Source organism: Arthrobacter sp. JB02-1C, assembly GCF_057748045.1.
Genome location: NZ_CM173235.1, coordinates 2,447,799 through 2,469,739, shown reverse-complemented (window position 1 = coordinate 2,469,739; position 21,941 = coordinate 2,447,799). Strand labels below are relative to the sequence as shown.

The window sequence follows — 21,941 nt, the reverse complement described above, 5'->3', positions numbered from 1 at the left end:
AGGAAGGACTACTCGCCGGACTCCACGGAGACCTCGGCGTCGTCCGCCTCAGCGGACCCTGCCTCGTCGGCCACCACGGGCGAGAGGGAGAGCTTTCCTCGGTCGTCGATCTTGGTGATTTCCACCTGGATCTTCTGGCCCACGGAAACCACGTCCTCGACGTTGTCCACGCGCTTGCCGCCGGCGATCTTCCGCAGCTCGGAGATGTGCAGCAGGCCGTCCTTGCCCGGGGTGAGCGACACGAAGGCACCGAAGGTGGTGGTCTTGACGACCGTGCCCAGGTAGCGTTCGCCGATTTCCGGGATCTGCGGGTTGGCGATGGCGTTGATCGCGGACCGTGCAGCGTCGGCGGACGGGCCGTTGGTGGCGCCGATGTAGACAGTGCCGTCGTCCTCGATCGAGATGTCGGCTCCGGTGTCTTCCTGGATCTGGTTGATCATCTTGCCCTTCGGGCCGATGACCTCGCCGATCTTGTCTACCGGGATCTTCACCGCGATGACGCGCGGCGCGAACTCGGAGAGCTCGTCCGGGGTGTCGATCGCGGAGTTCAGCACGTCCAGGATGTGCAGGCGGGCTTCGCGGGCCTGCTTCAGCGCGGCAGCCAGGACCGAGGCGGGGATGCCGTCGAGCTTGGTGTCCAGCTGGATGGCCGTGACGAACTCGGAGGTGCCGGCAACCTTGAAGTCCATGTCGCCGAAGGCATCTTCGGCGCCGAGGATGTCGGTCAGCGCGGCGTAGCGGGTCTGGCCGTCAACCTGGTCGGAGACCAGGCCCATGGCAATACCGGCGACCGGAGCCTTCAGCGGCACGCCTGCGTTGAGCAGGGACAGCGTGGAGGCGCAGACGGAACCCATCGACGTCGAACCGTTGGAGCTGAGAGCCTCAGACACCTGACGGATCGCGTACGGGAATTCCTCGCGGGACGGCAGCACCGGCATGATGGCGCGCTCGGCGAGGGCACCGTGACCGATTTCGCGGCGCTTCGGCGAACCGACACGGCCGGTCTCACCGGTGGAGTACGGCGGGAAGTTGTAGTTGTGCATGTAGCGCTTGCGCGTCACGGGAGACAGCGAATCGATCTGCTGTTCCATCTTGAGCATGTTCAGCGTGGTGACGCCCAGGATCTGGGTCTCACCGCGTTCGAAGATGGCCGAGCCGTGGACGCGGGGCAGGACCTCGACCTCGGCGGTGAGCTGGCGGATGTCCGTCAGGCCGCGGCCGTCGATGCGGATCTGGTCCTTGAGGATGCGCTGGCGCACGACCTGCTTGGTGACCGAGCGGAACGCTGCGGACAGTTCCTTCTCGCGGCCTTCGAACTGGCCGGCCAGGGCAGAGGTGACCTCGTCCTTGAGCGCGTCGGAGGCGGTGTCGCGCTCCTGCTTGTCGGCGATCTGGAAGACAGCGGTCAGCTTCTGCGCGGCGGCAGACTCGACGGCGGCGAAGACGTCGTCCTCGTAGTCCAGGAAGACCGGGAACTCGACGGTCGGCTTGGCGGCGCGGGCTGCCAGGTCGGACTGCGCTTCGCAAAGGGCCTTGATGAACGGCTTGGCAGCCTCGAGGCCTTCGGAAACAACCTCTTCGGTCGGGGCGGTGGCGCCCTGTTCCTTGATGAGGTTCCAGGAGTTATCCGTTGCTTCGGCTTCAACCATCATGATGGCAACGTCATCGCCTGCAACGCGGCCGGCGACGACCATGTTGAAGACGGCGTTCTCCAGCTGGGAGTGCTTCGGGAACGCAACCCACTGCGAGCCGTGCTCGTCGGCGACGAGGGCAACGCGGACGCCGCCGATCGGGCCGGAGAAGGGCAGGCCGGAAAGCTGGGTGGACATCGAGGACGCGTTGATCGCGACGACGTCGTAGAGCTCGTCCGGGTTGATCGAGAGCACGGTGACCACGATCTGGACCTCGTTGCGCAGGCCCTTGACGAACGCGGGGCGCAGCGGACGGTCCATCAGGCGGCAGGCCAGGATGGCTTCGGTCGAGGGGCGGCCTTCGCGGCGGAAGAACGAGCCCGGGATGCGGCCGGCGGCGTACATGCGCTCTTCGACGTCGACCGTCAGCGGGAAGAAGTCGAAGCCTTCGCGCGGGTGCTTGCCGGCGGTGGTGGCGGACAGCAGCGCGGTCTCTTCGTCGATGTAGACCATCGCTGCGCCGGCTGCCTGCTTGGCAAGACGGCCGGTTTCAAAGCGGATAACCCGCTTGCCGAAGCGGCCATTGTCAATGACGGCTTCTGAGAACTGGATTTCGGGACCCTCCAAGAGAGTCACCTCCGTTTCTGGTTGACGGAGTCCAGCCGCATCAACCCAGTCCAGCATCTGTCTACTGGCCTGCACTACACCCGGTCATCGATCGAGACCCACGGGCCTAGGCTTCGTTCCTTTGAAGCCGTTCCCGGAGGTCACTACCGAGGACCGCGAATGCGTGATGCGGTTGATCCTCCTGTTGAGTTTTTTTGAAGCGGGCGGCCCTTCCCGGAGGAAAGGCCGCCCTAAAGCTGACTAGCGGCGCAGGCCGAGGCGCTCGATGAGCGAACGGTAGCGGTTGATGTCAGTGTTCTTGAGGTAGGTGAGCATGCGCTTGCGACGGCCAACCATGGCCAGCAGACCGCGCTGGGTGTGGTAGTCGTGCTTGTGCTCCTTCATGTGCTCCGTCAGATCCTTGATCCGCTGGGTCAGGACCGCAACCTGGACCTCCGGCGAACCGGTGTCGCCCTCGGACGTTGCGTATTCCTTCATGATGGACTGCTTTACAGCGGCTTCAAGTGCCACGTTTACTCCTAGAGACGTGCCGTGAGGCCCGATTCAGTAATTCACTGCCGGGTGCCGTGCCGGAGTTCCTCCCGGGGGAAGTCTACGCAACACAACAAGAGCCAGCCGCCACGGACTGCAGCCGGATCCAACCTTTAGTTTACGGGTATGCCGTCGGCGTTGTCTAAACGCTGCCGACGCCGGCGGTTCTCACCGGGAGCCGGCGAGCAGCTCGCGGATCGCGGCGACGCCCCGGTACAGCTCCTCAAAGGACGTACTCAACGGTGAGAGCCCGATGCGGATGCCCTGCGGTGCGCGGAAGTCGGGGATCACATCCTGTCCCCAGAGCGCCGGGGTCATCTCCCGGAAGGCGGGGTGGTCCACGGTGATGTGGCTGCCGCGCCGCTCCGGGTCCCGGGGCGTTCCGAGCAGCACCCCCTCCGGCGCCAGCCACGCGTCGTACAGTTCGACGGCGAACCCCGTCAGCTGCCTCGACTTCTGCCGGACGGCAGCCATCCCGACCTCCTCGAGCAGGTCCAGTGTCCCCCGCATCGCCAGCATGCCGAAGACGGCCGGGGTGCCACTGAGGAAGCCCCGGATCCCGGACGCAGCCTCGTAACCCGGCCCCATTTCGAAGGCGTCCTTGCGGCCCATCCAACCCCAGATGGGTTGCCGGAGTCCGGCCAGGTGCCGGGCGTTCACGTACGCGAAGGCCGGCGATCCCGGTCCGCCATTGAGGTATTTGTAGGTGCAGCCGGCGGCGAAGTCGACGCCCGCGGCGTCCAGCCCGATCTCCACCGACCCGGCGGAGTGGCACAGATCCCAGACCACCAGGGCCCCGGCGTCGTGCACGGCCGCCGTGATGCCGGGCAGGTCCGCGAGGTAACCGGAGCGGTAGGCGATCTGGCTCAGGACCACGACGGCGGTGCCCGGCCCGGCGGCGTCCCGCACCTGCTCCACGGTCACCCCGGACGCCGGGTCCGGTTCGATCCAGCGCAGCGTGAGCCCTTCCTCCTGGGCGATTCCTTCGACCAGGTAGCGGTCGGTGGGAAAGTTTTCCGTGTCCAGCACGATCTCGGTGCGGCCGGGGTCGGTGACGGCGGCCAGCGCCGCACGGATCAGCTTGTACAGCGCCACGGTGGTGGAGTCCGCGATGATGGTCTGGCCCGGCGCCGCACCGAGGACGGCGCGGCCGAGCTGGTCACCGATGGCCTGCGGCAATTCCAGCCATTCCTCGTCCCAGCCCCGGATCAGGCGGCCGCCCCAGCTGTGCTGGATAAAGTCGGCGATGTCCGTGGCCGTGCGCTTCAGCGGGCGGCCGAGGGAGTTGCCGTCGAGGTAGGACAAATCCGTGTCCGTTCCGATGAAGTGGGCGCGGTACGCCGCCAGCGGGTCCGCGGCGTCGAGCGCTGCGGCCCGTGCCCGCAGGAATTCCGCGGCGTCCGGGACTGCCGGCTGTGCGCTCACTGCCCGATCTCCGTCCGGACCGCGAACAGCTCCGGGAAGAAGGTCAGCTCGAGGGCCTTTTGCAGGAAGGCCGCTCCGCTGGATCCGCCGGTGCCGGTCTTCATGCCGATGGTCCGTTGCACGGTGCGCAGGTGCCGGAAGCGCCAAAGCTGGAAATTGTCCTCCAGGTCCACCAGTTCCTCGCAGGCCTCGTAGGCGCCCCAGTTGCCGGCAGCGTTTTCATAGATGTGTTTGAACACCGGGACCAGCTCGGGGCAGAACACGTGGGCCTGGCTGACGTCCCGTTCCAGCACCGTGGCCGGGACGGCGAAGCCCTGGCGGCTCAGATAGGCAAGGAATTCGTCGTAAATGCTGGGGGCCTCGAGCAGTTCCAGGAGCATGGCGTGGGCCTCGGGATCCGATTCAAAGACCGGCAGCATCTTCCGGTTCTTGTTGCCAAGCAGGAATTCCACCGCCCGGTACTGGCTGGACTGGAATCCGGAGGAGCTGCCGAGGAACCCACGGAACTGTGAGTATTCGGTGGGGGTCAGGGTGGCCAGCACGGACCACTGCTCCGTCAGGGTCTTCTGGATGTGTTTGACCCGGGCGATGGCCTTGAGTGCGGAGCCGAGGTTATCCGCCCGCAGCCACGCGGCCGCGCTGCGCAATTCGTGCAGCACGAGTTTGAGCCACAGTTCCGTAGTCTGGTGCTGGATGATGAACAGCAGCTCATCGTGGTGCTCCGGGGCGCTGACCGGCTGCTGGGCGCTGAGCAGGGTCTGCAGCTGCAGGTACGAGGCGTAGCTCATCCGGGAGCTGAAGTCACGGACGATGTCCTGGTCCAGCTCCCGCGTGTTTTTCTCAAGGGTCACGTCTCTTGCCTTCCTGGCCCGGACTCTCTGCCCTGCCGGCCTCACCGCGCGAACGCGCTAGTGGGCGAACAGGATTCCGTGTGCCTGGACGACGTCCAGGCGCATCTGTTCGATCAGCGCCTCAGGGCCACGGTACGCGACCATGCCGCGGAGCCGGGCGACAAACTCGACCACCACGCTCTGGCCGTAGAGATCAAAGTCTTCCACGGCTTCTTCCGGGCGGTCGATCACGTGGGCCTCGACCTGGCGGCTGACACCGTCGAAGGTCGGGTTGGAGCCGACCGAGATGGCGGCCGGCCAACGGGTTCCGGCCTGATCAACCAGCCACCCCGCGTAGATGCCGTCCGCCGGGATGTACCCGCTGGCGGAGGGGGCAAGGTTGGCGGTGGGAAAACCAAGGTCCCGGCCGCGCGCGGCGCCGTGGACCACCTCGCCGCGCATCCGGTGCGGCCGTCCCAGGACGGCGGCAGCGGTGGCGACGTCGCCCTGGCGCAATGCTTCCCGGACCCAGGACGAGGAACAGCGGCGGTCGCTTCCGCCGCCGTCGTGCCCGGCGCCACCGGCACCGTGCAGCGGATAGCCTTCCGAGCCAAACTCGCTGATGACCTGCACGTCGAAGCCGAGCTTCTCCCCCAGTTCCTTCATGGTGTCCAGGTCGCCGGAGTTGCCGCGGCCGAAGCGGGCGTCATGGCCGATCACGACGTGGCTGGCCTTGAGCGCATCGACGAGCACCGAGGAGACGAACTCTTCGGCCGTGAGGCTGGCCAGTTCAAGGGAGTACTTCATCACCAGGACGGCGTCCAGCCCCAGTTCGCCCAGGGCGGTCAGTTTGTCGTCCAGCCCCATGATCAGCTCCGGCGCGGACTCCGGCCGGTGCACCTGGGCGGGGTGCGGGTCGAAGGTGATGGCCACGGCGCGGGCGTTGTTCAGGCGCGCGGTGCGGATGAGTTGCGAGAGCACCTGCTGATGGCCGCGGTGGACGCCGTCGAAGTTGCCGAACGTGACCACAGACGGACCGAAGTCAGCCGGGACCTCGGACGGATCGTTCCAAATGCGGACCATCTACCTCGCCTTTTGCTGCCTGCCGTGAACTCCTCCGGAGGGGTCGGGCCGGCTCCGGAACTCTCTAAGATTACCTGCAATCGGCCCGTTCCACGGACGTCGGCCGGCCCCCCCGGCGGACCCCTTTCGGCTCCTCCGCCCCGGAGCTACGATGCTTGGGCACGAGTCCTGCGACGGCAACGCGGCCGCCGCCGCCCAGAATGCCCGCGGGGCTGCCCGCGGCTGAAGGAGAAGAACATGACTGAACTCCAGGACATCCTCGGCCAGATCCCGGTCGACCAGATCGCCGGCATGCTCGGGACTGACCGGCAGACCGCCCAGACGGCGGTGGAGGCGGCGGTGCCCACGCTTCTCGCCGGGCTGCACAACAACGCCCAGGCGCCCGACGGCGCGGCTTCCTTGGAATCCGCGCTCGGCCAGCACCGGAACGGGTTGCTCGACGGCGGCGTGGACGCGGCCCAGGTGGACACGGCCGACGGCGAGAAGATCGTGAACCACGTTTTCGGCGGACAGCAGGACCAGGTGGCCCAGCAACTGGCGGGCACGACGCAACTCGGCGGGGTGGGCAGCGACCTGGTCCGCAAGCTACTTCCGATGCTGGCACCGATCGTCATGTCCTACCTTGCCAACAAGGTTTTGGGCGGACGCGGCCAGTCCGACGGCGGTATCAGCGGAGGGCAGGGCGGCGCACAGTCCGGGGCCGGCGGCATTGATCTGGGCGGCATCCTCGGCGGGATTCTCGGCGGCAGCGCGGGCGGCGGCGAGGGCGGCCTGGGCGGTTTGTTCGGCGGTCTTTTCGGGAAGAAATAGCGCGAACGGCTGGAACACCGGTGGGTGGACCCGCGGCACTGCTAGAGTCGGCGGAAATTCGACTCACTGTTGGGGGACACTTTGAAGAACAGGCTCTTGGCCGCCGTCGTGCTGGCCCTTGTATCGGTTGGTGCGCTGAGCGCCTACGCGGTCCAGTCCGCCGCCAGCGTGCAACCGGAGCGATCCGGGCAGTCCACAACGTCCCGGCTCGACGGCCCCGTCGGCGGGTACGAAGGCTGGTGGAACGCCACGCCGGCCTCCGGGGCCACCGCGGCGCTTCCGCAGGAAACTGTCGCCGTCAACACCGAGACGAACCAGGTGGTGGACGCGTTCAATCGCCAAATCAACGATTCGGGCCGGCCCACCAAGCTCTCGGACGTGAGCTACACCGTCACGCCGAACCCGGCCTGGCCGGACCACTCCGTCGTCATTATCGACACGGCCACGGACCGAGTAATTGCGGACTTCCGGGTAGACGCTAAGGGCGAGCCGATCCGCTAAGGCCGGCATGGACCGGCGGTGCGGTGTGCCGGATTACCGGCCGGGCTGGGGGTCCACATCCGGGAGCCGCTGGAGCCACGATTCGAGTTCGCGGGGATGGCGGAAGAGCAGGACCTCGGCGTTGCCTGGGGCGTTTCGCAGTGAGCGCATGACCTGCCGCTTACGGCTGAAGGAGCGGAAATGCCAGCCAATGATCGAGTCGCGCGCGAAGAGTCGTTTGAAGGATTCCTGGTTGCCGTTGCAGACTTCTTCCCGGGCGATGACCCGGCGGACCGAGCGGCGGATCAGCCTGAGCAGCGAAAGCCACCGCGGATAGTCCAGTCCCACGATCAATTCCGCACGTGGGACGACGATGTCACGCCACACTCCGTAGGCACTGTCGAGAACCCACTGATCCTGGGCAGCGATACGCGCTGCCAGTTCCCGCTGCTCGTCGGTGCTCGGTTGCCGCCACCCCGGAAGCCAGCCGACGTCGTCGTCGGCGGAGAATTCGGGCAGCCCCGTGCGGGCCGCATAGGCGCGGGCCGCGGAGGATTTGCCGCTTCCGGTGACGCCATAGAAGAGGACCCGTGAGGGGCCAGCGGTCGGGTTCCGGGGGTGCACGCACATCAGCATGCCACACAGGTCCCGTGGGGCGGCACCTACTGGAAGCCGTCCAGTCCCGCTACCGGCACCTCCGGCAGACCAGATATGGTCTGAACATGCGCAGGCCGGCGGGTGCGGGGATTATGGGTGGTCTGTCCGCCGCGCTGCTTTGCGGATGCGGGCTTGTGCCGGGAGCCGTCCGCACGGACGTCTGCGTTGACTGGGTCGCCTTCGAGACGATGCAACAGCGCTTTGACCACGCCGGTGCCGTGCTCGTCGGCAAGCCGCTGAAACGGGACGGCGAATCGCGGAGCTACGGTTACCAAGCCCATGTCCATGTGGTGGAAGTCGAGCAGGTTTTCAAGGGCGGTCTTGGACGGGGCCCCGTCCGCGTCGCGTCCATGCCGGTGACCTGCGGACAGACCTACCCCGACGGCGACCCGCTGGACGACGGCGCCCGGAAACTCCTCTTCCTCACCGAGCAGAACCGTGAATGGTTCACGATGACGCCAAACCAGGGCACCGTCCAGTTCCCGGCGGGAACCCCGCTCCCCTTCAGTGCCGGCTGACCAAGCAGGCACCCACACTCACGATCGGAAGTACTGGTTTCGTTGGGGCTGTTGGCGGGGGTCGAGGTGGGGTGGCGGGATGAACCAGGGGATGCCGGCGCGGGGCCGGATGGTCCAGTGTTCTTTGTGGATCAGGTGGTGGTGGTGGGAGCAGAGCAGGACTCCGTTCTCGGCGGACGTGGGTCCGCCGCGGGACCAGTAGGTGATGTGGTGGGCTTCGCACCAGGGGGCGGGGATGGTGCAGCCGGGGAACGCGCAGCCCTGGTCGCGGGCGGTGATGGCTTTGCGGAGGTGGGGCGGGAAGAGGCGGCTGGTACGGCCGATGTCCAGGATCCGGCTGTCGGTGCCGAGCAGGACGGGGATGATGTCGGCGTCGCAGGCGATTTTGCGGATGGTGGCGGCGGTGACGGGGCCGGTGAAGGCCAGGGTTCCGGTGCCGGTGAAGCCGGGTCCGGGCCCGGTCCCGGTGGCGCCGTCTCCGGTTGCGCCCGTTGTGCTGGTGCTGTGGTCGCGGTCGAGGCGGGCCAGGAGGTCCTGGTAGTCGATGGTGACCATGATCTGGGGCCGGAGGCCGCCGGTGGCGGGCAGGCCGCCGGAGGCCAGGGCGACTTTGCAGGCACCGATCAGGCCGTCGAGGAGCCGCTGCGGCCGTGACCGCCAGTCCAGGGACCCGGCAACCGCGCCGACGGAGTCGTTCCCGCTGCCGCTGCTTCCGGCCGCCCCACCCGACGCCGCGTCCGGTGACACCGTGCCGGCACCCGCGGCCGCGCCCGGGGCCGGGGTGGTGCGGGGGTTGGTGGCGGTGTTCATCACGGTGAGGAGGTGTTCGAATTGTTCGGTGGTGGCGAAGATTTCGAGGTGCTGGAGCCCGTGCCGGGGGCGGCGGAGGAATGCGCCCTGGCGTTGGCGGAGGGCCTCTTCGGCGGGTTCGGCGCCGTCCTGGTCGATGGCGTCGGTCCAGCGCCGGGCGATCCGGGCCAGGAAGTCGGGGTCGTGTTCGATGGCGGTGCTGGTCAGGGTGTGTTCCATCCGGGCACGGGTGTCCGGGTCGCAGAGCGGCCGGACGCGGTCCAGGGCCAGGGTGATGATGGTCGCGGACCGGGACGGGACGGTGCCGGCGGCGAGGGCCGCGGCGAGTTCCTCATGCAGTGGCGGCAGCGGTTCACCGGTGAACCCGGTGCGCGGCAGCACGGCCCGGGTCAGGGACAGGCGCCGGTGAGCCTCGGCGGCGGTGATCTGCAGCCGGTCCCGCAGGAAATCCCCGGTCTTGCGGTAGCCGTCATCGCCGGCCCGGACCCCGTCAACCCCGCCGATCGCGCCTGTACCGATCTCGCCCGTCCCGGCGCCGTCGGCGGCTTCTTTGCGGGTGCGGTCCACGGCGCCGGCGGCGACGACCTGCAGGTATTCGAGGGTCCGGGCGACCTCCTCGACGTCGCCGGCGAAATCCGCCGCCGCAGCGAAGCCCAGCAGCGCCGCGTCCCGCGCCGCCGTCGAACTCAACTCCCGCAACTGGCCCAGAATACTGCCGAGCGAAGGAACCGCGCGGGCAACATCACCGCCCGGCCCACCAGCCGGACGAGAGGCGAGAACTGCACCGATTCCCATGCAGTAATTCAATCAAGGGGGTCCGACATTCTTGGGGCGACGGAGCAGCCGGGCTACCGTCGCGCCCGTCGCCGTATTAGCTGCTGTGGCCGGTGACCCGCCTCCCACCGACGGAGCCAAGCTGGACGTACCCGACCAGGGTGATGCTCTGCGCCGTGCAGGGTTCGCTGCGTCGCGGCCCCGTCACGGAAATCTTGATCTCAGAAGGGGTCTCGATGAGCCGCACTTTCTCGGGCGTCGTGCACATCACCGAGGACGCTGAGAGGTATACCCGATTTTCGTCCAGGTCCGCTCGGATCAGCTGCCAGGGCAGCGTCTCCGCGCGGTTCCCCACACGCTTCCGATTGAGCGCCATGCGTGCAGGCTACCATGACCGGATTTAGGTGAAAACCTCGGCCCACCGACACTAAGCAAAACGCCACACTCGGGAGTCGCGCTTGAACGCGTGGCAGACTAACTGAATGGACAGTTCCGCCGCGCAGCCAGCCGAGGCTCACCCCGCGGGAAGCCTTCCCCCCGGAGGCCTTCCCGCCGCACTTCCGCCGCGGGAAGGGCTGGAAGAACCGCCGCACAACCCGTTCAACGATCCGCGCCGGCCGCTTGGTCCTCGGGATCCCGGGGATGCCTGGGTGGAGGGGGAACGGGGCAGGTTTTGGGGCAGGTTCGGTTCCGCGGGCCTGCTGGTGCACGACGCCGGCAAGGGAGTCCTGCTCCAGCACCGGGCGGCTTGGAGTGATCAAGGCGGAACGTGGGGCCTCCCCGGCGGCGCCCTGCACCAAGGGGAGAATGCCGTGGACGGCGCGCTCCGGGAAGCCAAGGAGGAAGCCGCGGTGCCGCCCTCGTCGGTCCGGGTGCTGTTCACTTCGGTGTTCGACGTCGGGTACTGGTCCTACACGACGGTCGCCGCCCGAGTGGTGGAACCCTTTGAAGCCGAAATCAGCGACCACGAGAGCCTCGAACTGCAATGGGTGCGGCTGGACGGCGTAGGCGACAAAGAGCTGCATCCGGGCTTCGCCGCTGCCTGGCCCGCCTTGCGGCGCCGGCTGGATCTGCACGGAAACGGCGAATAGAACCCACGACGACGGCGGTCCCTGCCTGATGGGCCCGGGCCGAGACTCCGGGGCAAGCCCGTCCTCAGAACCGGCCCGGAGCCTCGAATGCGGTCAGGATCCTGACCAGATCACGCTGAAGCGTGGTCCAGCCTTCCAAGTCCTCGGGAAGAGCATCGCGCTCAATCTGATGTGCGGTCGCCAGCGCGGCACTGCCGGCCGGGGTTAACGCCACGGTGAGTTGCCGCCGGTCCTGCTCATCCCTGGTGCGCGTGACCAGGCCCGCCTCCTCCAGCCGAGCCAGCACCTTTCCCAGAGACTGGCTTTGCACCGCAATCCGGCGGGCCAGTTGCTCCTGGTTCGTAGTTCCGGCCAGGAGTCCCTGGAGCGCTATCACGCCGGCATGCGTCAGCCCGAGAGCCGCCAAGGCCTGGTCCTTCCGGCGTTCCACCACCCTGGCCGCCATGGACAGAAGCTGGTCTGTCCGCCATCCTTCGGATTCGTGCCTTTGGCTCATCCCTGCCACCCGCGTCGGCGACCCGCGGCGGCTTCTTTCGCTTCCCATGCTCCTCGGCGAACGGCGGTCATTGTGCTCATGATGCCTCCCTCGCTGCAGTGGAAAATTGTGGGGTGCATCGCTCGCTCTGTCCGCTCCCATGCTCCACAATAAGCATGCTTACTATACCTTTGGCAAGTCTACTTACTGTTTGCCGCCGCTCAGGACCATCGCGCCAGCGGCGGCAGAACGGGGTGGGGCCACTTTTCCGAGCCGGGGGGTGCGGCAGCCCCGGCAGCCTGGTCAGGCGCGTCGGGGCGAGGGGCGCCGGCGGTACAGCCAGATGAGGCCAAGGATGGGCAACACCAGCGGGATGAAGCCGTAGCCCCGTCCAAACAAGGACCAGACCGTCTCGTGCGGAAAGTTCTCGGCATCGAAGAGGCTCAGGGCGCCGATCACCAGGACGCCGACCAGCTCCACCAGGACCGCCGTGACGGAGACCTTGAACCAGGTCCGCCCGGCTTTCGCCAGCGAGACGGTGGCGACGATATAGACGACGGCGGCAAAGGCGGACAGCAGGTAGGCGAGCGGCGCCTCGGCGAACTTGGTGATGATCTGGTAGCCCGCCCGCGCCGTCGCTGACAGCGCAAACACCGCATAAACAGCAATCAGCAGCCGGCCCGGTCCGGTGTTGCGGGTGTCCCGCGAGGGAGCCCCGGCACCGGCGGCAACTGCGCCGGGCCGGTCCCCGGCGGCCGCGCCCACCCCCGGGTGCGCGGCGCCGTCGTCCGGTCGCTGCTCTGAAGCCGTCATGTCCTCTGCCTCTTCCACGTCAATACCAGATCTGGTTCATTCGGGCCGCCATCACCAGGGCGGTCACGCCAACGGCGCCCAGCACGAAATTGCTCCAACGGGTCCGCTCCAGGATGGCCCAGTACACAGCGCCGAGCGGCAGCAGCAGCGCCGTCACCAGGTACCCCCAGAACTCCCAGGCTTCCCCGGCCATCCGCTCCCCCGTCGCCACCCGGATGATGGAACCGACCAGATAGACCAGCAGCGCCACTTCGACGGCCGCTACCGACAGGAGGGTGGTGTCGTTCGGGGCCTTCTTCAATGCCCCCGCGCCAACGCACAGAAGCGTGGACAGCAGCCCGACCACCAGGATGATATAGAAATACGCGTCCACTTCTACGCCGCCGGCTTGTCGTTGTCCGGCGCGAAAACCAGGACGGGCTTGGCGTAGTTGCCGGCATCGGCCAGCAAGGCCACCAGCGTGCCGTCGGGGGCGAACGCAGCCGCGGGACTTTCCGGCGTCGCGGCACCGGGCGTGCCGGCGTCGGCTCCGGCGGCGATCCGGCGGCCGAAGGACAGCTCCGTGGTCTCCTCGGCGCTGAGTTCGCGGTTGGGCATCAGCGCCCGGGCCGCCTGCGACAGCTCCAGCACGTCCAGCTCCTCCGCCAGGTCTTCCAGCGTCCGTGCCTGGTCCAGGGTGTAGGGGCCGACCTGCGTCCGGCGGAGCGCCGTGAGGTGGCCGCCGACGCCGAGCGCCTCGCCCAGGTCGCGGGCGAGGGCGCGGATATACGTGCCGGAGGAACACTCCACGGTGACGTCCAGGTCCAGGGTGTCCCCGCCGGCCGGCCGGCGGAGGTCGTGGACGTCGAAGCGGCTGATCGTGACCGGTCGGGCGGCGAGCTTAACGTCTTCGCCGGACCGGACGCGGGCGTAGGCACGCTCGCCGTTGACCTTGATGGCGCTGACGCTGCTGGGCACCTGCTGGATCTCCCCGGTCAGGGCGGCGACGCCGGCACGGACGCTTTCCTCGGTAACCGCGGCGGCGTTGCGGGTGGCGGTGACCTCACCTTCGGCGTCGTCCGTGACGGTCGACTCGCCGAGGCGGATGGTGGCGGTGTACGTCTTGGAGGTGCCCACGATGTAGGTCAGCAGACGGGTTGCCTTGTTGATGCCGAGCACCAGGACGCCGGTGGCCATCGGGTCCAGGGTTCCCGCGTGGCCCACTTTCCGGGTACCGGCGATCCGCCGCATCCGTCCAACCACATCGTGGCTGGTCCAGCCTTGCGGCTTATCTACTATCACCAGTCCAGAAAGCACGCCTCCCAGTATATCCGCGCCGCGACGGCTCCCCGGCGCGGTTGCACGCGGCCGCTAGGATGGCAACCATGCCAGAGCTAGCCGCCCACGTCCGCGACGTTCCTGCCAACCAGATCCGTGAGATCACCGAGGCCGCGTGGCGTACGCCGGGCGCGATCGTGCTCAGCATCGGCGAGCCGGGCTTTGCCCTCCCCCGCCATATCCTCGAAGCCGGCATGGCGTGCCTCGACCGGGACGAGACCAACTACACCCCCAATGCCGGGATTCCGGCCCTGCGGGAGGCCTTCGCGGCCAGGTTCCGTGAGCACAATGCGACGCCGGTCGGCGCGGACCGCGTGTATGTCGTGGACGGCGCGCAGCAGGGACTGCACTTCGCAATGACCCTGCTGCTCTCCCCCGGCGACGAAGTCCTGATCCCTAACCCGGGCTACCCGACCTTTGCGATGACGTCCAGCCTGCTGCACGCCGTCCCCGTACGGTACCCGCTCTACCCGGACCACGACTTCCAGCCCCGGCTCGCAGACATCGAAGCGCTGATCACGCCGCGCACCAAGGTGCTGGTCCTCAACTCGCCGTCCAACCCGCTCGGCGCGGTGCTCGGCGAAGAGCTCACCCGCAGCCTCGTGGACCTGGCCGTACGCCACGACCTCTGGATCATCTCGGACGAATGCTACGAGGCATTCACCTACGACGTCCCGCACGTCAGCCCGGCCCGGTTCGACAGTGACGTCCCCGGCGAGGCCCGGGTGTTCACCTCTCTGACGCTGTCCAAGACCTACGGGCTCACCGGGTTGCGGATCGGGGCGCTGATCTGCCCGCCGGGCCTCGAGCAGCAGATGAACAACGTGATGGAGGCGATCGTCTCGTGCGTCGCGTCGCCCTCCCAGTACGCTGCCCTGGCCGCCCTGACCGGTCCGCAGGACTACGTCAGCGCCGCGCGTGAGCACTACCGCGCCAACCGGGACGCCGCCGTGGCAGTGCTGGCGTCCAAGGGCATCCCCTTCCTCACCGCGCAGGGGGCCTTCTACCTCTGGGCGGACGTCTCCCACCTCAGCGGGGGTGATGTCCGTCGCTGGGTCAGGCACTTCCTCGCCGATGCCGGCGTGGCCTTTGCCCCGGGCACCGCGTTTGGGTCGATCGGCGAGGGCTGGATCCGGATCGCCCTATGCGGTTCCCACGCCGAACTGGTGGAGGGGGTCGGCAGGCTACCCGGCCGCGACACGGAAGCCCCCTCCCTACCGGCTGGGCACGCCAGGCAGTAGCCTGACCTCACGCGCAGGAGTGCGGGCTGGCGGATTCAGGACGCCGGACGCGGACGACGTCGGAGGTGGAACTGATGTGGTGGCAGGACCTGCTGTGGGGCATCTGGAACGGCATCACGGCCTGGATCGTGCTGATTGCCCACGTCTTCGGGGCGTGGCACGAGTTCCCCTTTTACAACACGGGCCGGGCCGGCAACTGGTATGACTTCGGTTTCCTGCTGGGCATGGGCTCACCGCTGTTAGGCGGCCTCCGCGGCCGACGGCGGAGCTGAGCCCGGCTACGCCCCGGCGGCCAGCGTTTCGTCCAGCCAGTCGCGCAGTGCCGCTGCCGGCGGAGCGCCCGTCTGCCGGCCCACCACTTTGCCGTCCGTAATCACCAGCATCGTGGGGATGGCCTGGACATCGAAGCGCCGGGACAGCGCCGGCGACGTGTCGACGTCGACTTTGACCAGCTTGACCCGGCCGGCCCGTTCCTGCGCCAGTTTGTCCAGCACCGGACTGACCATGCGGCACGGACCACACCAGGCGGCCCAGAAGTCGATTAGGGCGGGGACCGGCGATTGCTCAGCAACCGCTGCGAAGTCGGCGTCGCCGGCCTCGACGATCCACGGCAGGTCCTGCCGGCACTTGCCACAGCGCGGGTGGCCGGACGCTATGGAGGGGATGCGGTTGGTGGTGCCGCAATGCGGGCATTTGAGCAAGTTATCCGTCATGGCGGCCCCCCGCCGTCCCGCCCGCAGTCATGACTCCATGGGACTCCCCCGCTGCTACCGGGCCAAGGGTCGAAGGTCCCCGGATACGCAAACAGCAGGGGCCGGATCCTTTTCCGGTTCCGGCCCCTGCTGTTGAAGACGCTTACTTGTTGCGGTCCTCATCGATGGCATCGTGGTCGATGAGGTCGGTTTCTTCTTCGTCAAAGTCGTCTTCGTCGAGCTCGACGTCGTCAGGAACGTCGCTCTTGTACGGATCGGCGTCGCCGGCGTGCTTGGCGCTGGCGGCGAGGGCCGCCACCTCGGCGTCGCGCTTCTTGGCTTCGCGGAGCAGTTGCTCCAGGTTCGAGGCAACCACCGGGATCTGGTCGGCGACGAATTCCAGCGTGGGAGTCAGGCGGACGGTGATGCTCCGTCCCACCTCCTGGCGGAGCACACCCTTGGCCTTCTCCAGCCCCTTCGCCGCATCCGCCTGGGCCACCTCGTCGCCGAACACCGTGTAGTAGACCGTGGCGTGCTGCAGATCATTGGTCACCCGCGCATCGGTAACAGTCACACCTTCCAGCCGGGGATCCTTGACCCTCCGGCCCAAAGCCTCAGCAACCACAACCTTTATCCGCTGCGCCAACTTGGCAGCCCGTGCGGGATCAGCCATTTCCACTCCTAAATTCTTGGATGTACGACGGCGCAAAAGCGGCGAACGCACACACGTCGGGTTTGTTGCCACGCGCCTAAGGCGAGTCTACGACGGACTCCCGTTGGATTTTTTCCGGCGGCCTGGGAGTGGCATCGGGCCTGCCGGAGCTGGGCGGCCGACGTCGTCAGACGTTGGCCGCCCAGCGCAGGGGCGGGGCCGCCGGAAAAAATCCAACGGCCCCGCACCTTCCATGCACCAGACTTCAGACTAGACGCGCGGCTTCTCGCGCATCTCGAAGGTCTCGATGATGTCGCCTTCGTTGATGTCGTTGTACGAACCAAGACCGATACCACACTCGAAGTCCGTGCGGACCTCGGTGGCGTCGTCCTTGAAGCGCTTGAGCGTCTCAACGGTGAGGTTGTCGCCGATGATCTTGCCGTCGCGGCTGATGCGGGCCTTCGTGTTGCGCCGGATAACACCGGAGCGGACGATCGAGCCTGCAATGTTGCCGAACTTGGAGGAACGGAACACCTCGCGGACCTCGGCGGTGCCCAGCTGGAACTCTTCGTACTCCGGCTTGAGCATGCCCTTGAGCGCTGCTTCGATGTCATCGATTGCTCCGTAGATGACGGAGTAGAAGCGCATGTCCACGCCTTCGCGGTCTGCCAGTTCGGCAACCCGCTCGGCGGGCTTGACGTTGAAGCCGATGATGACGGCGGAGTCGACCGTTGCCAGGTTGACGTCGTTCTGCGTGATCGCACCGACACCGCGGTGGATAACGCGGAGCTGGACACCCTCGCCGACGTCGATCTTGAGCAGCGCATCTTCGAGGGCTTCAACCGCACCGGAGACGTCACCCTTGAGGATGAGGTTGAGGGTGTCGATCTTGCCTTCGGCGACGGCCTTGTCGAAGTCTTCAAGGCTGATCCGCTTGCGGCGCTTGGCCAGCGCAGCGTTCCGGTCGGCGGCTTCGCGCTTCTCGGCGATCTGACGGGCGGTGCGCTCGTCTCCGGTCACGAAGAAGGTGTCACCGGCGCGCGGCACGTTGGACAGCCCCAGCACCTGGACGGGACGGGACGGGCCCGCCTCGGTCAGGACGCTGCCGTCGTCGTCGAACATCGCACGGACACGGCCATGGGCTGTGCCGGCCACGATCGTGTCGCCGACGTGCAGGGTACCGGACTGGACCAGGACGGTAGCAACCGCACCGCGGCCCTTGTCCAGGTTCGCTTCAATCGCGATACCGCGGGCATCCTTGTTCGGGTTGGCACGCATGTCCAGAGCGGCGTCCGCCGTCAGCAGGACGGCCTCCAGCAGTTCGTCGATGTTGAGGTTCTGGCGGGCAGAGACCTCAACGAACATAGTGTCGCCACCGTATTCTTCCGGAACCAGGCCGTACTCGGTCAGCTGGCCGCGGACCTTGTCCGGGTTGGCGCCTTCCTTGTCGATCTTGTTCACCGCAACGACGATCGGCACATTGGCGGCCTGGGCGTGGTTGAGCGCTTCAACGGTCTGCGGCATGACGCCGTCGTCCGCTGCGACCACCAGGATGGCGATGTCGGTGACCTTCGCACCACGGGCACGCATGGCGGTGAACGCCTCGTGGCCCGGGGTATCGATGAAGGTGATCTTGCGATCGGTACCTTCGTGGTTGTGCGTGACCTGGTAGGCACCGATGTGCTGCGTGATGCCGCCATGCTCGCCCGCCACAACGTCGGACTTGCGGATGGCATCGAGCAGCCGGGTCTTACCGTGATCGACGTGGCCCATGACGGTGACAACCGGCGGACGCGCCTCGAGTTCTTCGTCGCCTTCGGCCTCCAACTCGGCATCGAAGTCGATGTCGAAGCCGGAGAGCAGTTCGCGCTCTTCGTCTTCGGGCGAGACGACCTGGAGCTTGTAGCCAAGCTCCTCACCCAGCAGGGCAAAGGTCTCTTCGTCGAGGGACTGCGTCGCGGTGGCCATTTCACCAAGGTGGAACAGTACGGTCACGAGCGCTGCGGGATTCGCCTCGATCTTGTCAGCGAAGTCCGTGATGGACGAACCGCGGCGCAGCCGGACGACGGTGTTGCCGTCGCCGCGGGGTACGCTCACGCCGCCCAGCGACGGGGCACTCATCTGCTCGAGTTCCTGACGCTTGGCACGCTTCGACTTGCGCTGCTTGCCGCGGCCTGCGCCGCCCTTGCCAAACGCGCCCTGGGTGCCACCGCGACCGCGGCCGCCCTTGCCGAAGCCACCGCCGGCCGGAGCGCCGCCGCCGGCACCGGGAGCACCGGTTCCGGGAGCGCCGCCGGGACGGCCGGGGCCGCGGGCGCCGCCGGGACGGCCTGCACCAGCGGGGGCGGGACGTTCCGTGCGGTTGGGCATCATGCCGGGCGTGGGGCGGTTACCGCCGGCGCCGGGACGGGCACCGGGTGCACCGCCCGGACGCGGCGCGCCCGGTCGTGCACCGGCCGCTGCCGGACGGGGAGCCCCCGGACGGGGACCACCGGCTCCGGCTGCCGGACGGGGACCGCCGGGCCGATCGCTTTCGGTGCGGCTTCCGCCCGGACGCGGCATGCCCTGGGAAGGAGCGAACGGGTTGTTGCCGGGGCGGGCAGCACGTTCGTTGTCGCCGCCGCGGCCGCGGGGCATGCCCTGCGAGGTGGCGAACGGGTTGTTTCCTGGGCGGGGACCGCCCGGACGGGGTGCGGAACCCTGGCGGGCCGGGGCGGCCGGGGTTTCAGCTTTCGGTGCCGGACGGGCGCCGGGCTTGGCGCCGGTGGAAGGTGCTGCCGGCGTCTGGGCCGCGGGTGCGGCGGGGGCCGCAGGCGCGGTCTGGGCCGCGGCGGGCGCCTCTGCCGGTGCGGCAGCTGCTGCCGGAGCCGGGGCTGCGGTCTTGGGTTCGGCAGACTTCGGCGCAGCCGGAGCCGGTCGGGTCGCGGCCGGGCTGGCCTTGGGGGCGGACGCGGGCGCTTCGGTCTTCGAAGCGGCTGCCGCGCCCGGGAAGGCATTACGGAGTTTCCGTACTACCGGGGCCTCAATGGTGGAAGAGGCGGAGCGAACGAATTCGCCCAGTTCCTGCAGTTTGGACACTGCATCTTTGGAAGTAATACCGAGCTCTTTAGCAAGCTCATGTACGCGGACCTTGGCCACATTTCTCCTGTCTCGGTCCGCACCGAGCCAGGCACGAACCGTCTACTTCTTACTGCGGGCCTCCGCCGCTGGTGCAGCTGAAAGGCCCATTGCAGAGCGCAACAAAGTTGTCATCGTTGCGCACTCATCGCTGGGAACTCATCGGGTTTCCATCAGTTTTCTGACCCGCTTTCAGGTTGGACGGTTGTTGCTGCGGCCACCGGGGTATCCGCTGCTCGCGTGCCTGCCATGATCCGGCGCTCCTCGTCCGCGCTCAGGGCGGCGCCGCTGAGGGCGCGTCCGAACGCTCGACGTTTGACCGCCAGTGCCAGGCACTTTTCGCTGGGGTGCAGCCATGCTCCCCTGCCAGCCATCCGGCGTCGTTCGTCCAGCAGCACAGCGGGTGAACCGCTGGTGTCGGCAACGAGCCGGAGTAGCTCCGACCGCAGACCCTTCTGCCGGCACCCAATACAGGTGCGCTGAGGCTGATTCCCGAGGTGTTGCACTTCTGCCACTACGAGTATCTTCCTGCCGGTACGCATCTGCCGGCCCGCAGGGGTCCGTGACATACCGGACGCACTGGGGCGCGAGGATTCCGGCCCTAAGGGCGCGGTCTTATCCATTCTAGCCCCTCGTCGGCCTGCGGGCCGAAACCGGCGGCCAACCGGCCGGCCGCCGGCGAAAGAAGAGCCCGCCGCCGGGCGGACCGGCGGGGCTACTTCCCGCGGTTCTCGGCCGCGTCGGAGACGATGTCGATGCGCCAGCCGGTGAGCTTCGCCGCGAGCCGCGCGTTCTGGCCCTCTTTGCCGATAGCCAGGGAGAGCTGGTAGTCCGGCACGACCACGCGCGCCGACCGGGTGGCCTCGTCCGTGATCGTGACCGAATTCACCCGCGAGGGCGACAGCGCACTGGCGATGAACGTGGCCGGGTCGTCGCTGTAGTCGACGATGTCGATCTTCTCGTCGTTCAGTTCGGTCATCACGGCACGGACCCGGGAGCCCATTTCGCCGATGCAGGCGCCCTTGGCGTTGACGCCGGGGATGTTGGCCTTGACCGCGATCTTGGTGCGGTGGCCGGCTTCGCGGGCCAGGGCCACGATCTCGACGGAGCGGTCGGCGATCTCCGGGACTTCCAGTTCGAAGAGCTTGCGCACCAGGCCCGGGTGGGACCGGGACAGCGTGATGGAGGGGCCCTTGGTGCCCCGGTGCACGTCGATCACGAACGCGCGGAGCCGGTTGCCGTGCGTGTACTTTTCCCCGGGAACCTGCTCGGGCGGCGGCAGCAGTGCCTCCACCGTGCCGAGGTTCACCTGGATCATGTGCGGGTTGTTGCCCTGCTGGATGGTGCCGGCCACGAGTTCGCCTTCGCGTCCCTTGAACTGGCCCAGCACGTTGTCATCTTCGGCGTCCCGGAGGCGCTGCAGGATGATCTGCCGTGCCGTGCTCGCCGCAATCCTGCCGAACCCGGCCGGGGTGTCCTCGAATTCGCCGATGGGGGCGCCGTCGTCGTCGATTTCGGTGGCCCAGATCGTCACATGGCCGCTCTTGCGGTCCAGCTCGGCCCGGGCCTTTTCGAAGGCCCCGGGCGTCTTGTGGTAGGCCACCAGCAGGGCCTGTTCGATGGTCGGAATCAGGAGATCCAGCGGGATTTCGCGCTCACGCTCCAGGAGTCTCAGTGCGCTCATGTCAATATCCATTAGGCCTCCTCAGAAGGTCCGTTGTCGTTCTCCAGGCCGGCCTCGTCGAGGCGGCTGAACTCTATCTCGACTTTTCCGCTGCGGATCCTGTCGAAAGGAAGCTTGACGGGGTCGCCCTGCCGGGGCTTCATGCCCTTCTTGACCGGCAGTTCCGGAACCAGGGTCACGCCGGCGTCGTCGACGGACTGGATCCGGCCGGTGACGTTCTCGTCCTGGATCACCTTGACCGTGACCATACGGCCGCGGGCGCGGTGCCAGTGGCGCGGCTCGGTCAGCGGCCGCCCTACCCCGGGCGAAGACACCTCAAGGTCGTAGGGACGGGAGTCGGTGCCGGGATCGTTGTCCAAAACCTCGGACAGGGTCTTGGAGATCTCTGCGATCACATCAAGGCTGACGCCGCCGGTCTCCTCCTGCGGCAGGTCCACGACGACGTGGACCACGCGGTTGGCGCCGGCTACGTGAATCGAAACATCCTCCAGGTACAGCCGGTTCGCCTGGACCGCCGGCTCCAGCAGCGCGCGCAGCCGTTCGGCCTCGAGATTGTGGGCGGGTGCGGCTTCAGCCTTTCCCGTTCCGGTCCGGTCTGTTGAAGTCGTGGCTTCTGCGTTGGTCATGATGCCGCCCGCCTCCCGTTAGATGATGTTTTGCCTACTAGCCTAGCGATATTCCCG

At 67.6% G+C, this 21,941-nt stretch carries 24 protein-coding genes; 6 read left to right on the top strand and 18 right to left on the bottom strand.

Annotation, left to right across the window (positions count from 1 at the left end; translation table 11 throughout):
• Positions 1–8: 8 nt before the first annotated feature.
• The 5 genes from AC3ANP_RS11640 to AC3ANP_RS11620 form a co-directional block, all read right to left on the bottom strand.
• Positions 9–2,258 carry a polyribonucleotide nucleotidyltransferase gene (locus AC3ANP_RS11640; protein WP_488333033.1) on the bottom strand — a complete coding sequence of 750 codons (2,250 nt, stop codon included), beginning with the start codon at positions 2,256–2,258 and terminating at the stop codon, positions 9–11.
• Positions 2,259–2,498: 240 nt separating this feature from the next.
• A complete protein-coding gene (gene rpsO / locus AC3ANP_RS11635; RefSeq protein ID WP_488330338.1) occupies positions 2,499–2,768 on the bottom strand; it encodes a 30S ribosomal protein S15 in 270 nt (89 codons plus the stop codon).
• Between the two features lie 189 nt (positions 2,769–2,957).
• On the bottom strand, positions 2,958–4,214 hold the full coding sequence (gene kynU / locus AC3ANP_RS11630) for a kynureninase (protein ID WP_488330337.1): 1,257 nt from the start codon (positions 4,212–4,214) through the stop codon (positions 2,958–2,960).
• Positions 4,211–5,065, bottom strand: coding sequence for a tryptophan 2,3-dioxygenase (gene kynA / locus AC3ANP_RS11625; RefSeq protein ID WP_488330336.1), 855 nt, complete (start codon positions 5,063–5,065; stop codon positions 4,211–4,213). Before kynA ends, kynU begins: the two co-directional genes overlap by 4 nt.
• Before the next feature lie 57 nt (positions 5,066–5,122).
• Positions 5,123–6,127 carry a bifunctional riboflavin kinase/FAD synthetase gene (locus AC3ANP_RS11620; RefSeq protein WP_488330335.1) on the bottom strand — a complete coding sequence of 335 codons (1,005 nt, stop codon included), beginning with the start codon at positions 6,125–6,127 and terminating at the stop codon, positions 5,123–5,125.
• A gap of 237 nt (positions 6,128–6,364) precedes the next feature.
• Here AC3ANP_RS11620 and AC3ANP_RS11615 point away from each other — a divergent pair, with 237 nt between their 5' ends.
• Positions 6,365–6,937 (top strand): DUF937 domain-containing protein, encoded by a 573-nt coding sequence (locus AC3ANP_RS11615; RefSeq protein WP_488330334.1) that lies wholly within the window; start codon positions 6,365–6,367, stop codon positions 6,935–6,937.
• 81 nt (positions 6,938–7,018) lie between these two features.
• Entirely contained in the window at positions 7,019–7,438 is a 420-nt protein-coding gene (locus AC3ANP_RS11610) for a hypothetical protein (protein WP_488330333.1), read from the top strand.
• A gap of 33 nt (positions 7,439–7,471) precedes the next feature.
• Here the strand turns inward: AC3ANP_RS11610 and AC3ANP_RS11605 are convergent, their stop codons facing one another.
• Positions 7,472–8,041 (bottom strand): P-loop NTPase family protein, encoded by a 570-nt coding sequence (locus AC3ANP_RS11605; protein WP_488330332.1) that lies wholly within the window; start codon positions 8,039–8,041, stop codon positions 7,472–7,474.
• Between the two features lie 167 nt (positions 8,042–8,208).
• Between AC3ANP_RS11605 and AC3ANP_RS11600 the strand changes: the two genes are divergently transcribed.
• Positions 8,209–8,592, top strand: coding sequence for a hypothetical protein (locus AC3ANP_RS11600; protein WP_488330331.1), 384 nt, complete (start codon positions 8,209–8,211; stop codon positions 8,590–8,592).
• Between the two features lie 18 nt (positions 8,593–8,610).
• On the opposite strand, the gene AC3ANP_RS11595 is transcribed toward AC3ANP_RS11600, so the two are convergent.
• Both AC3ANP_RS11595 and AC3ANP_RS11590 read right to left on the bottom strand, forming a co-directional pair.
• Positions 8,611–10,197, bottom strand: coding sequence for an HNH endonuclease (locus AC3ANP_RS11595; protein ID WP_488330330.1), 1,587 nt, complete (start codon positions 10,195–10,197; stop codon positions 8,611–8,613).
• A gap of 76 nt (positions 10,198–10,273) precedes the next feature.
• On the bottom strand, positions 10,274–10,552 hold the full coding sequence (locus tag AC3ANP_RS11590) for a hypothetical protein (protein WP_488330329.1): 279 nt from the start codon (positions 10,550–10,552) through the stop codon (positions 10,274–10,276).
• Between the two features lie 199 nt (positions 10,553–10,751).
• Between AC3ANP_RS11590 and AC3ANP_RS11585 the strand changes: the two genes are divergently transcribed.
• Complete coding sequence (locus AC3ANP_RS11585; protein WP_488333032.1) at positions 10,752–11,267, top strand: NUDIX domain-containing protein; 516 nt, start codon at positions 10,752–10,754, stop codon at positions 11,265–11,267.
• Between the two features lie 64 nt (positions 11,268–11,331).
• Here AC3ANP_RS11585 and AC3ANP_RS11580 read toward each other — a convergent pair whose 3' ends face one another.
• From AC3ANP_RS11580 to truB, 4 genes are all read right to left on the bottom strand, one after another.
• Positions 11,332–11,763: a MarR family winged helix-turn-helix transcriptional regulator gene (locus AC3ANP_RS11580; RefSeq protein WP_488330328.1), complete on the bottom strand. Its 432-nt coding sequence runs from the start codon at positions 11,761–11,763 to the stop codon at positions 11,332–11,334.
• A gap of 282 nt (positions 11,764–12,045) precedes the next feature.
• Positions 12,046–12,555, bottom strand: coding sequence for a hypothetical protein (locus AC3ANP_RS11575; protein WP_488330327.1), 510 nt, complete (start codon positions 12,553–12,555; stop codon positions 12,046–12,048).
• Positions 12,556–12,574: 19 nt separating this feature from the next.
• Positions 12,575–12,928 carry a hypothetical protein gene (locus AC3ANP_RS11570; RefSeq protein ID WP_488330326.1) on the bottom strand — a complete coding sequence of 118 codons (354 nt, stop codon included), beginning with the start codon at positions 12,926–12,928 and terminating at the stop codon, positions 12,575–12,577.
• 2 nt (positions 12,929–12,930) lie between these two features.
• Positions 12,931–13,851, bottom strand: coding sequence for a tRNA pseudouridine(55) synthase TruB (gene truB / locus AC3ANP_RS11565; RefSeq protein WP_488330325.1), 921 nt, complete (start codon positions 13,849–13,851; stop codon positions 12,931–12,933).
• A gap of 68 nt (positions 13,852–13,919) precedes the next feature.
• Between truB and AC3ANP_RS11560 the strand changes: the two genes are divergently transcribed.
• Positions 13,920–15,113: a pyridoxal phosphate-dependent aminotransferase gene (locus AC3ANP_RS11560; protein WP_488330324.1), complete on the top strand. Its 1,194-nt coding sequence runs from the start codon at positions 13,920–13,922 to the stop codon at positions 15,111–15,113.
• Positions 15,114–15,187: 74 nt separating this feature from the next.
• Positions 15,188–15,385, top strand: a complete 198-nt coding sequence (locus AC3ANP_RS11555; protein ID WP_488330323.1) for a hypothetical protein — start codon at positions 15,188–15,190, stop codon at positions 15,383–15,385.
• 6 nt (positions 15,386–15,391) lie between these two features.
• On the opposite strand, the gene trxA is transcribed toward AC3ANP_RS11555, so the two are convergent.
• From trxA to AC3ANP_RS11525, 6 genes are all read right to left on the bottom strand, one after another.
• Positions 15,392–15,826 (bottom strand): thioredoxin, encoded by a 435-nt coding sequence (trxA, locus tag AC3ANP_RS11550; RefSeq protein ID WP_488330322.1) that lies wholly within the window; start codon positions 15,824–15,826, stop codon positions 15,392–15,394.
• Between the two features lie 142 nt (positions 15,827–15,968).
• On the bottom strand, positions 15,969–16,478 hold the full coding sequence (rbfA, locus tag AC3ANP_RS11545) for a 30S ribosome-binding factor RbfA (protein ID WP_488330321.1): 510 nt from the start codon (positions 16,476–16,478) through the stop codon (positions 15,969–15,971).
• A 249-nt stretch (positions 16,479–16,727) separates the two neighbouring features.
• A complete protein-coding gene (infB, locus tag AC3ANP_RS11540; protein WP_488330320.1) occupies positions 16,728–19,595 on the bottom strand; it encodes a translation initiation factor IF-2 in 2,868 nt (955 codons plus the stop codon).
• A 152-nt stretch (positions 19,596–19,747) separates the two neighbouring features.
• Positions 19,748–20,116: a YlxR family protein gene (locus AC3ANP_RS11535; protein WP_488333031.1), complete on the bottom strand. Its 369-nt coding sequence runs from the start codon at positions 20,114–20,116 to the stop codon at positions 19,748–19,750.
• 173 nt (positions 20,117–20,289) lie between these two features.
• Entirely contained in the window at positions 20,290–21,270 is a 981-nt protein-coding gene (nusA, locus tag AC3ANP_RS11530; protein ID WP_488330319.1) for a transcription termination factor NusA, read from the bottom strand.
• Positions 21,270–21,884 carry a ribosome maturation factor RimP gene (locus tag AC3ANP_RS11525; protein WP_488330318.1) on the bottom strand — a complete coding sequence of 205 codons (615 nt, stop codon included), beginning with the start codon at positions 21,882–21,884 and terminating at the stop codon, positions 21,270–21,272. Before AC3ANP_RS11525 ends, nusA begins: the two co-directional genes overlap by 1 nt.
• Positions 21,885–21,941: the final 57 nt, after the last annotated feature.

What these genes read in the sequence shown, in the direction of transcription:
- trxA (WP_488330322.1), bottom strand. Translation starts at nt 15,826, where the DNA reads ATGACGGATAACTTGCTCAAATGCCCGCATTGCGGCACCACCAACCGC.
- AC3ANP_RS11620 (WP_488330335.1), bottom strand. Translation starts at nt 6,127, where the DNA reads ATGGTCCGCATTTGGAACGATCCGTCCGAGGTCCCGGCTGACTTCGGT.
- rbfA (WP_488330321.1), bottom strand. Translation starts at nt 16,478, where the DNA reads ATGGCTGATCCCGCACGGGCTGCCAAGTTGGCGCAGCGGATAAAGGTT.
- AC3ANP_RS11560 (WP_488330324.1), top strand. Translation starts at nt 13,920, where the DNA reads ATGCCAGAGCTAGCCGCCCACGTCCGCGACGTTCCTGCCAACCAGATC.
- AC3ANP_RS11595 (WP_488330330.1), bottom strand. Translation starts at nt 10,197, where the DNA reads ATGGGAATCGGTGCAGTTCTCGCCTCTCGTCCGGCTGGTGGGCCGGGC.
- AC3ANP_RS11555 (WP_488330323.1), top strand. Translation starts at nt 15,188, where the DNA reads ATGTGGTGGCAGGACCTGCTGTGGGGCATCTGGAACGGCATCACGGCC.
- AC3ANP_RS11535 (WP_488333031.1), bottom strand. Translation starts at nt 20,116, where the DNA reads ATGCGTACCGGCAGGAAGATACTCGTAGTGGCAGAAGTGCAACACCTC.
- AC3ANP_RS11580 (WP_488330328.1), bottom strand. Translation starts at nt 11,763, where the DNA reads ATGAGCCAAAGGCACGAATCCGAAGGATGGCGGACAGACCAGCTTCTG.
- AC3ANP_RS11615 (WP_488330334.1), top strand. Translation starts at nt 6,365, where the DNA reads ATGACTGAACTCCAGGACATCCTCGGCCAGATCCCGGTCGACCAGATC.
- AC3ANP_RS11590 (WP_488330329.1), bottom strand. Translation starts at nt 10,552, where the DNA reads ATGGCGCTCAATCGGAAGCGTGTGGGGAACCGCGCGGAGACGCTGCCC.
- nusA (WP_488330319.1), bottom strand. Translation starts at nt 21,270, where the DNA reads ATGGATATTGACATGAGCGCACTGAGACTCCTGGAGCGTGAGCGCGAA.
- AC3ANP_RS11525 (WP_488330318.1), bottom strand. Translation starts at nt 21,884, where the DNA reads ATGACCAACGCAGAAGCCACGACTTCAACAGACCGGACCGGAACGGGA.
- AC3ANP_RS11575 (WP_488330327.1), bottom strand. Translation starts at nt 12,555, where the DNA reads ATGACGGCTTCAGAGCAGCGACCGGACGACGGCGCCGCGCACCCGGGG.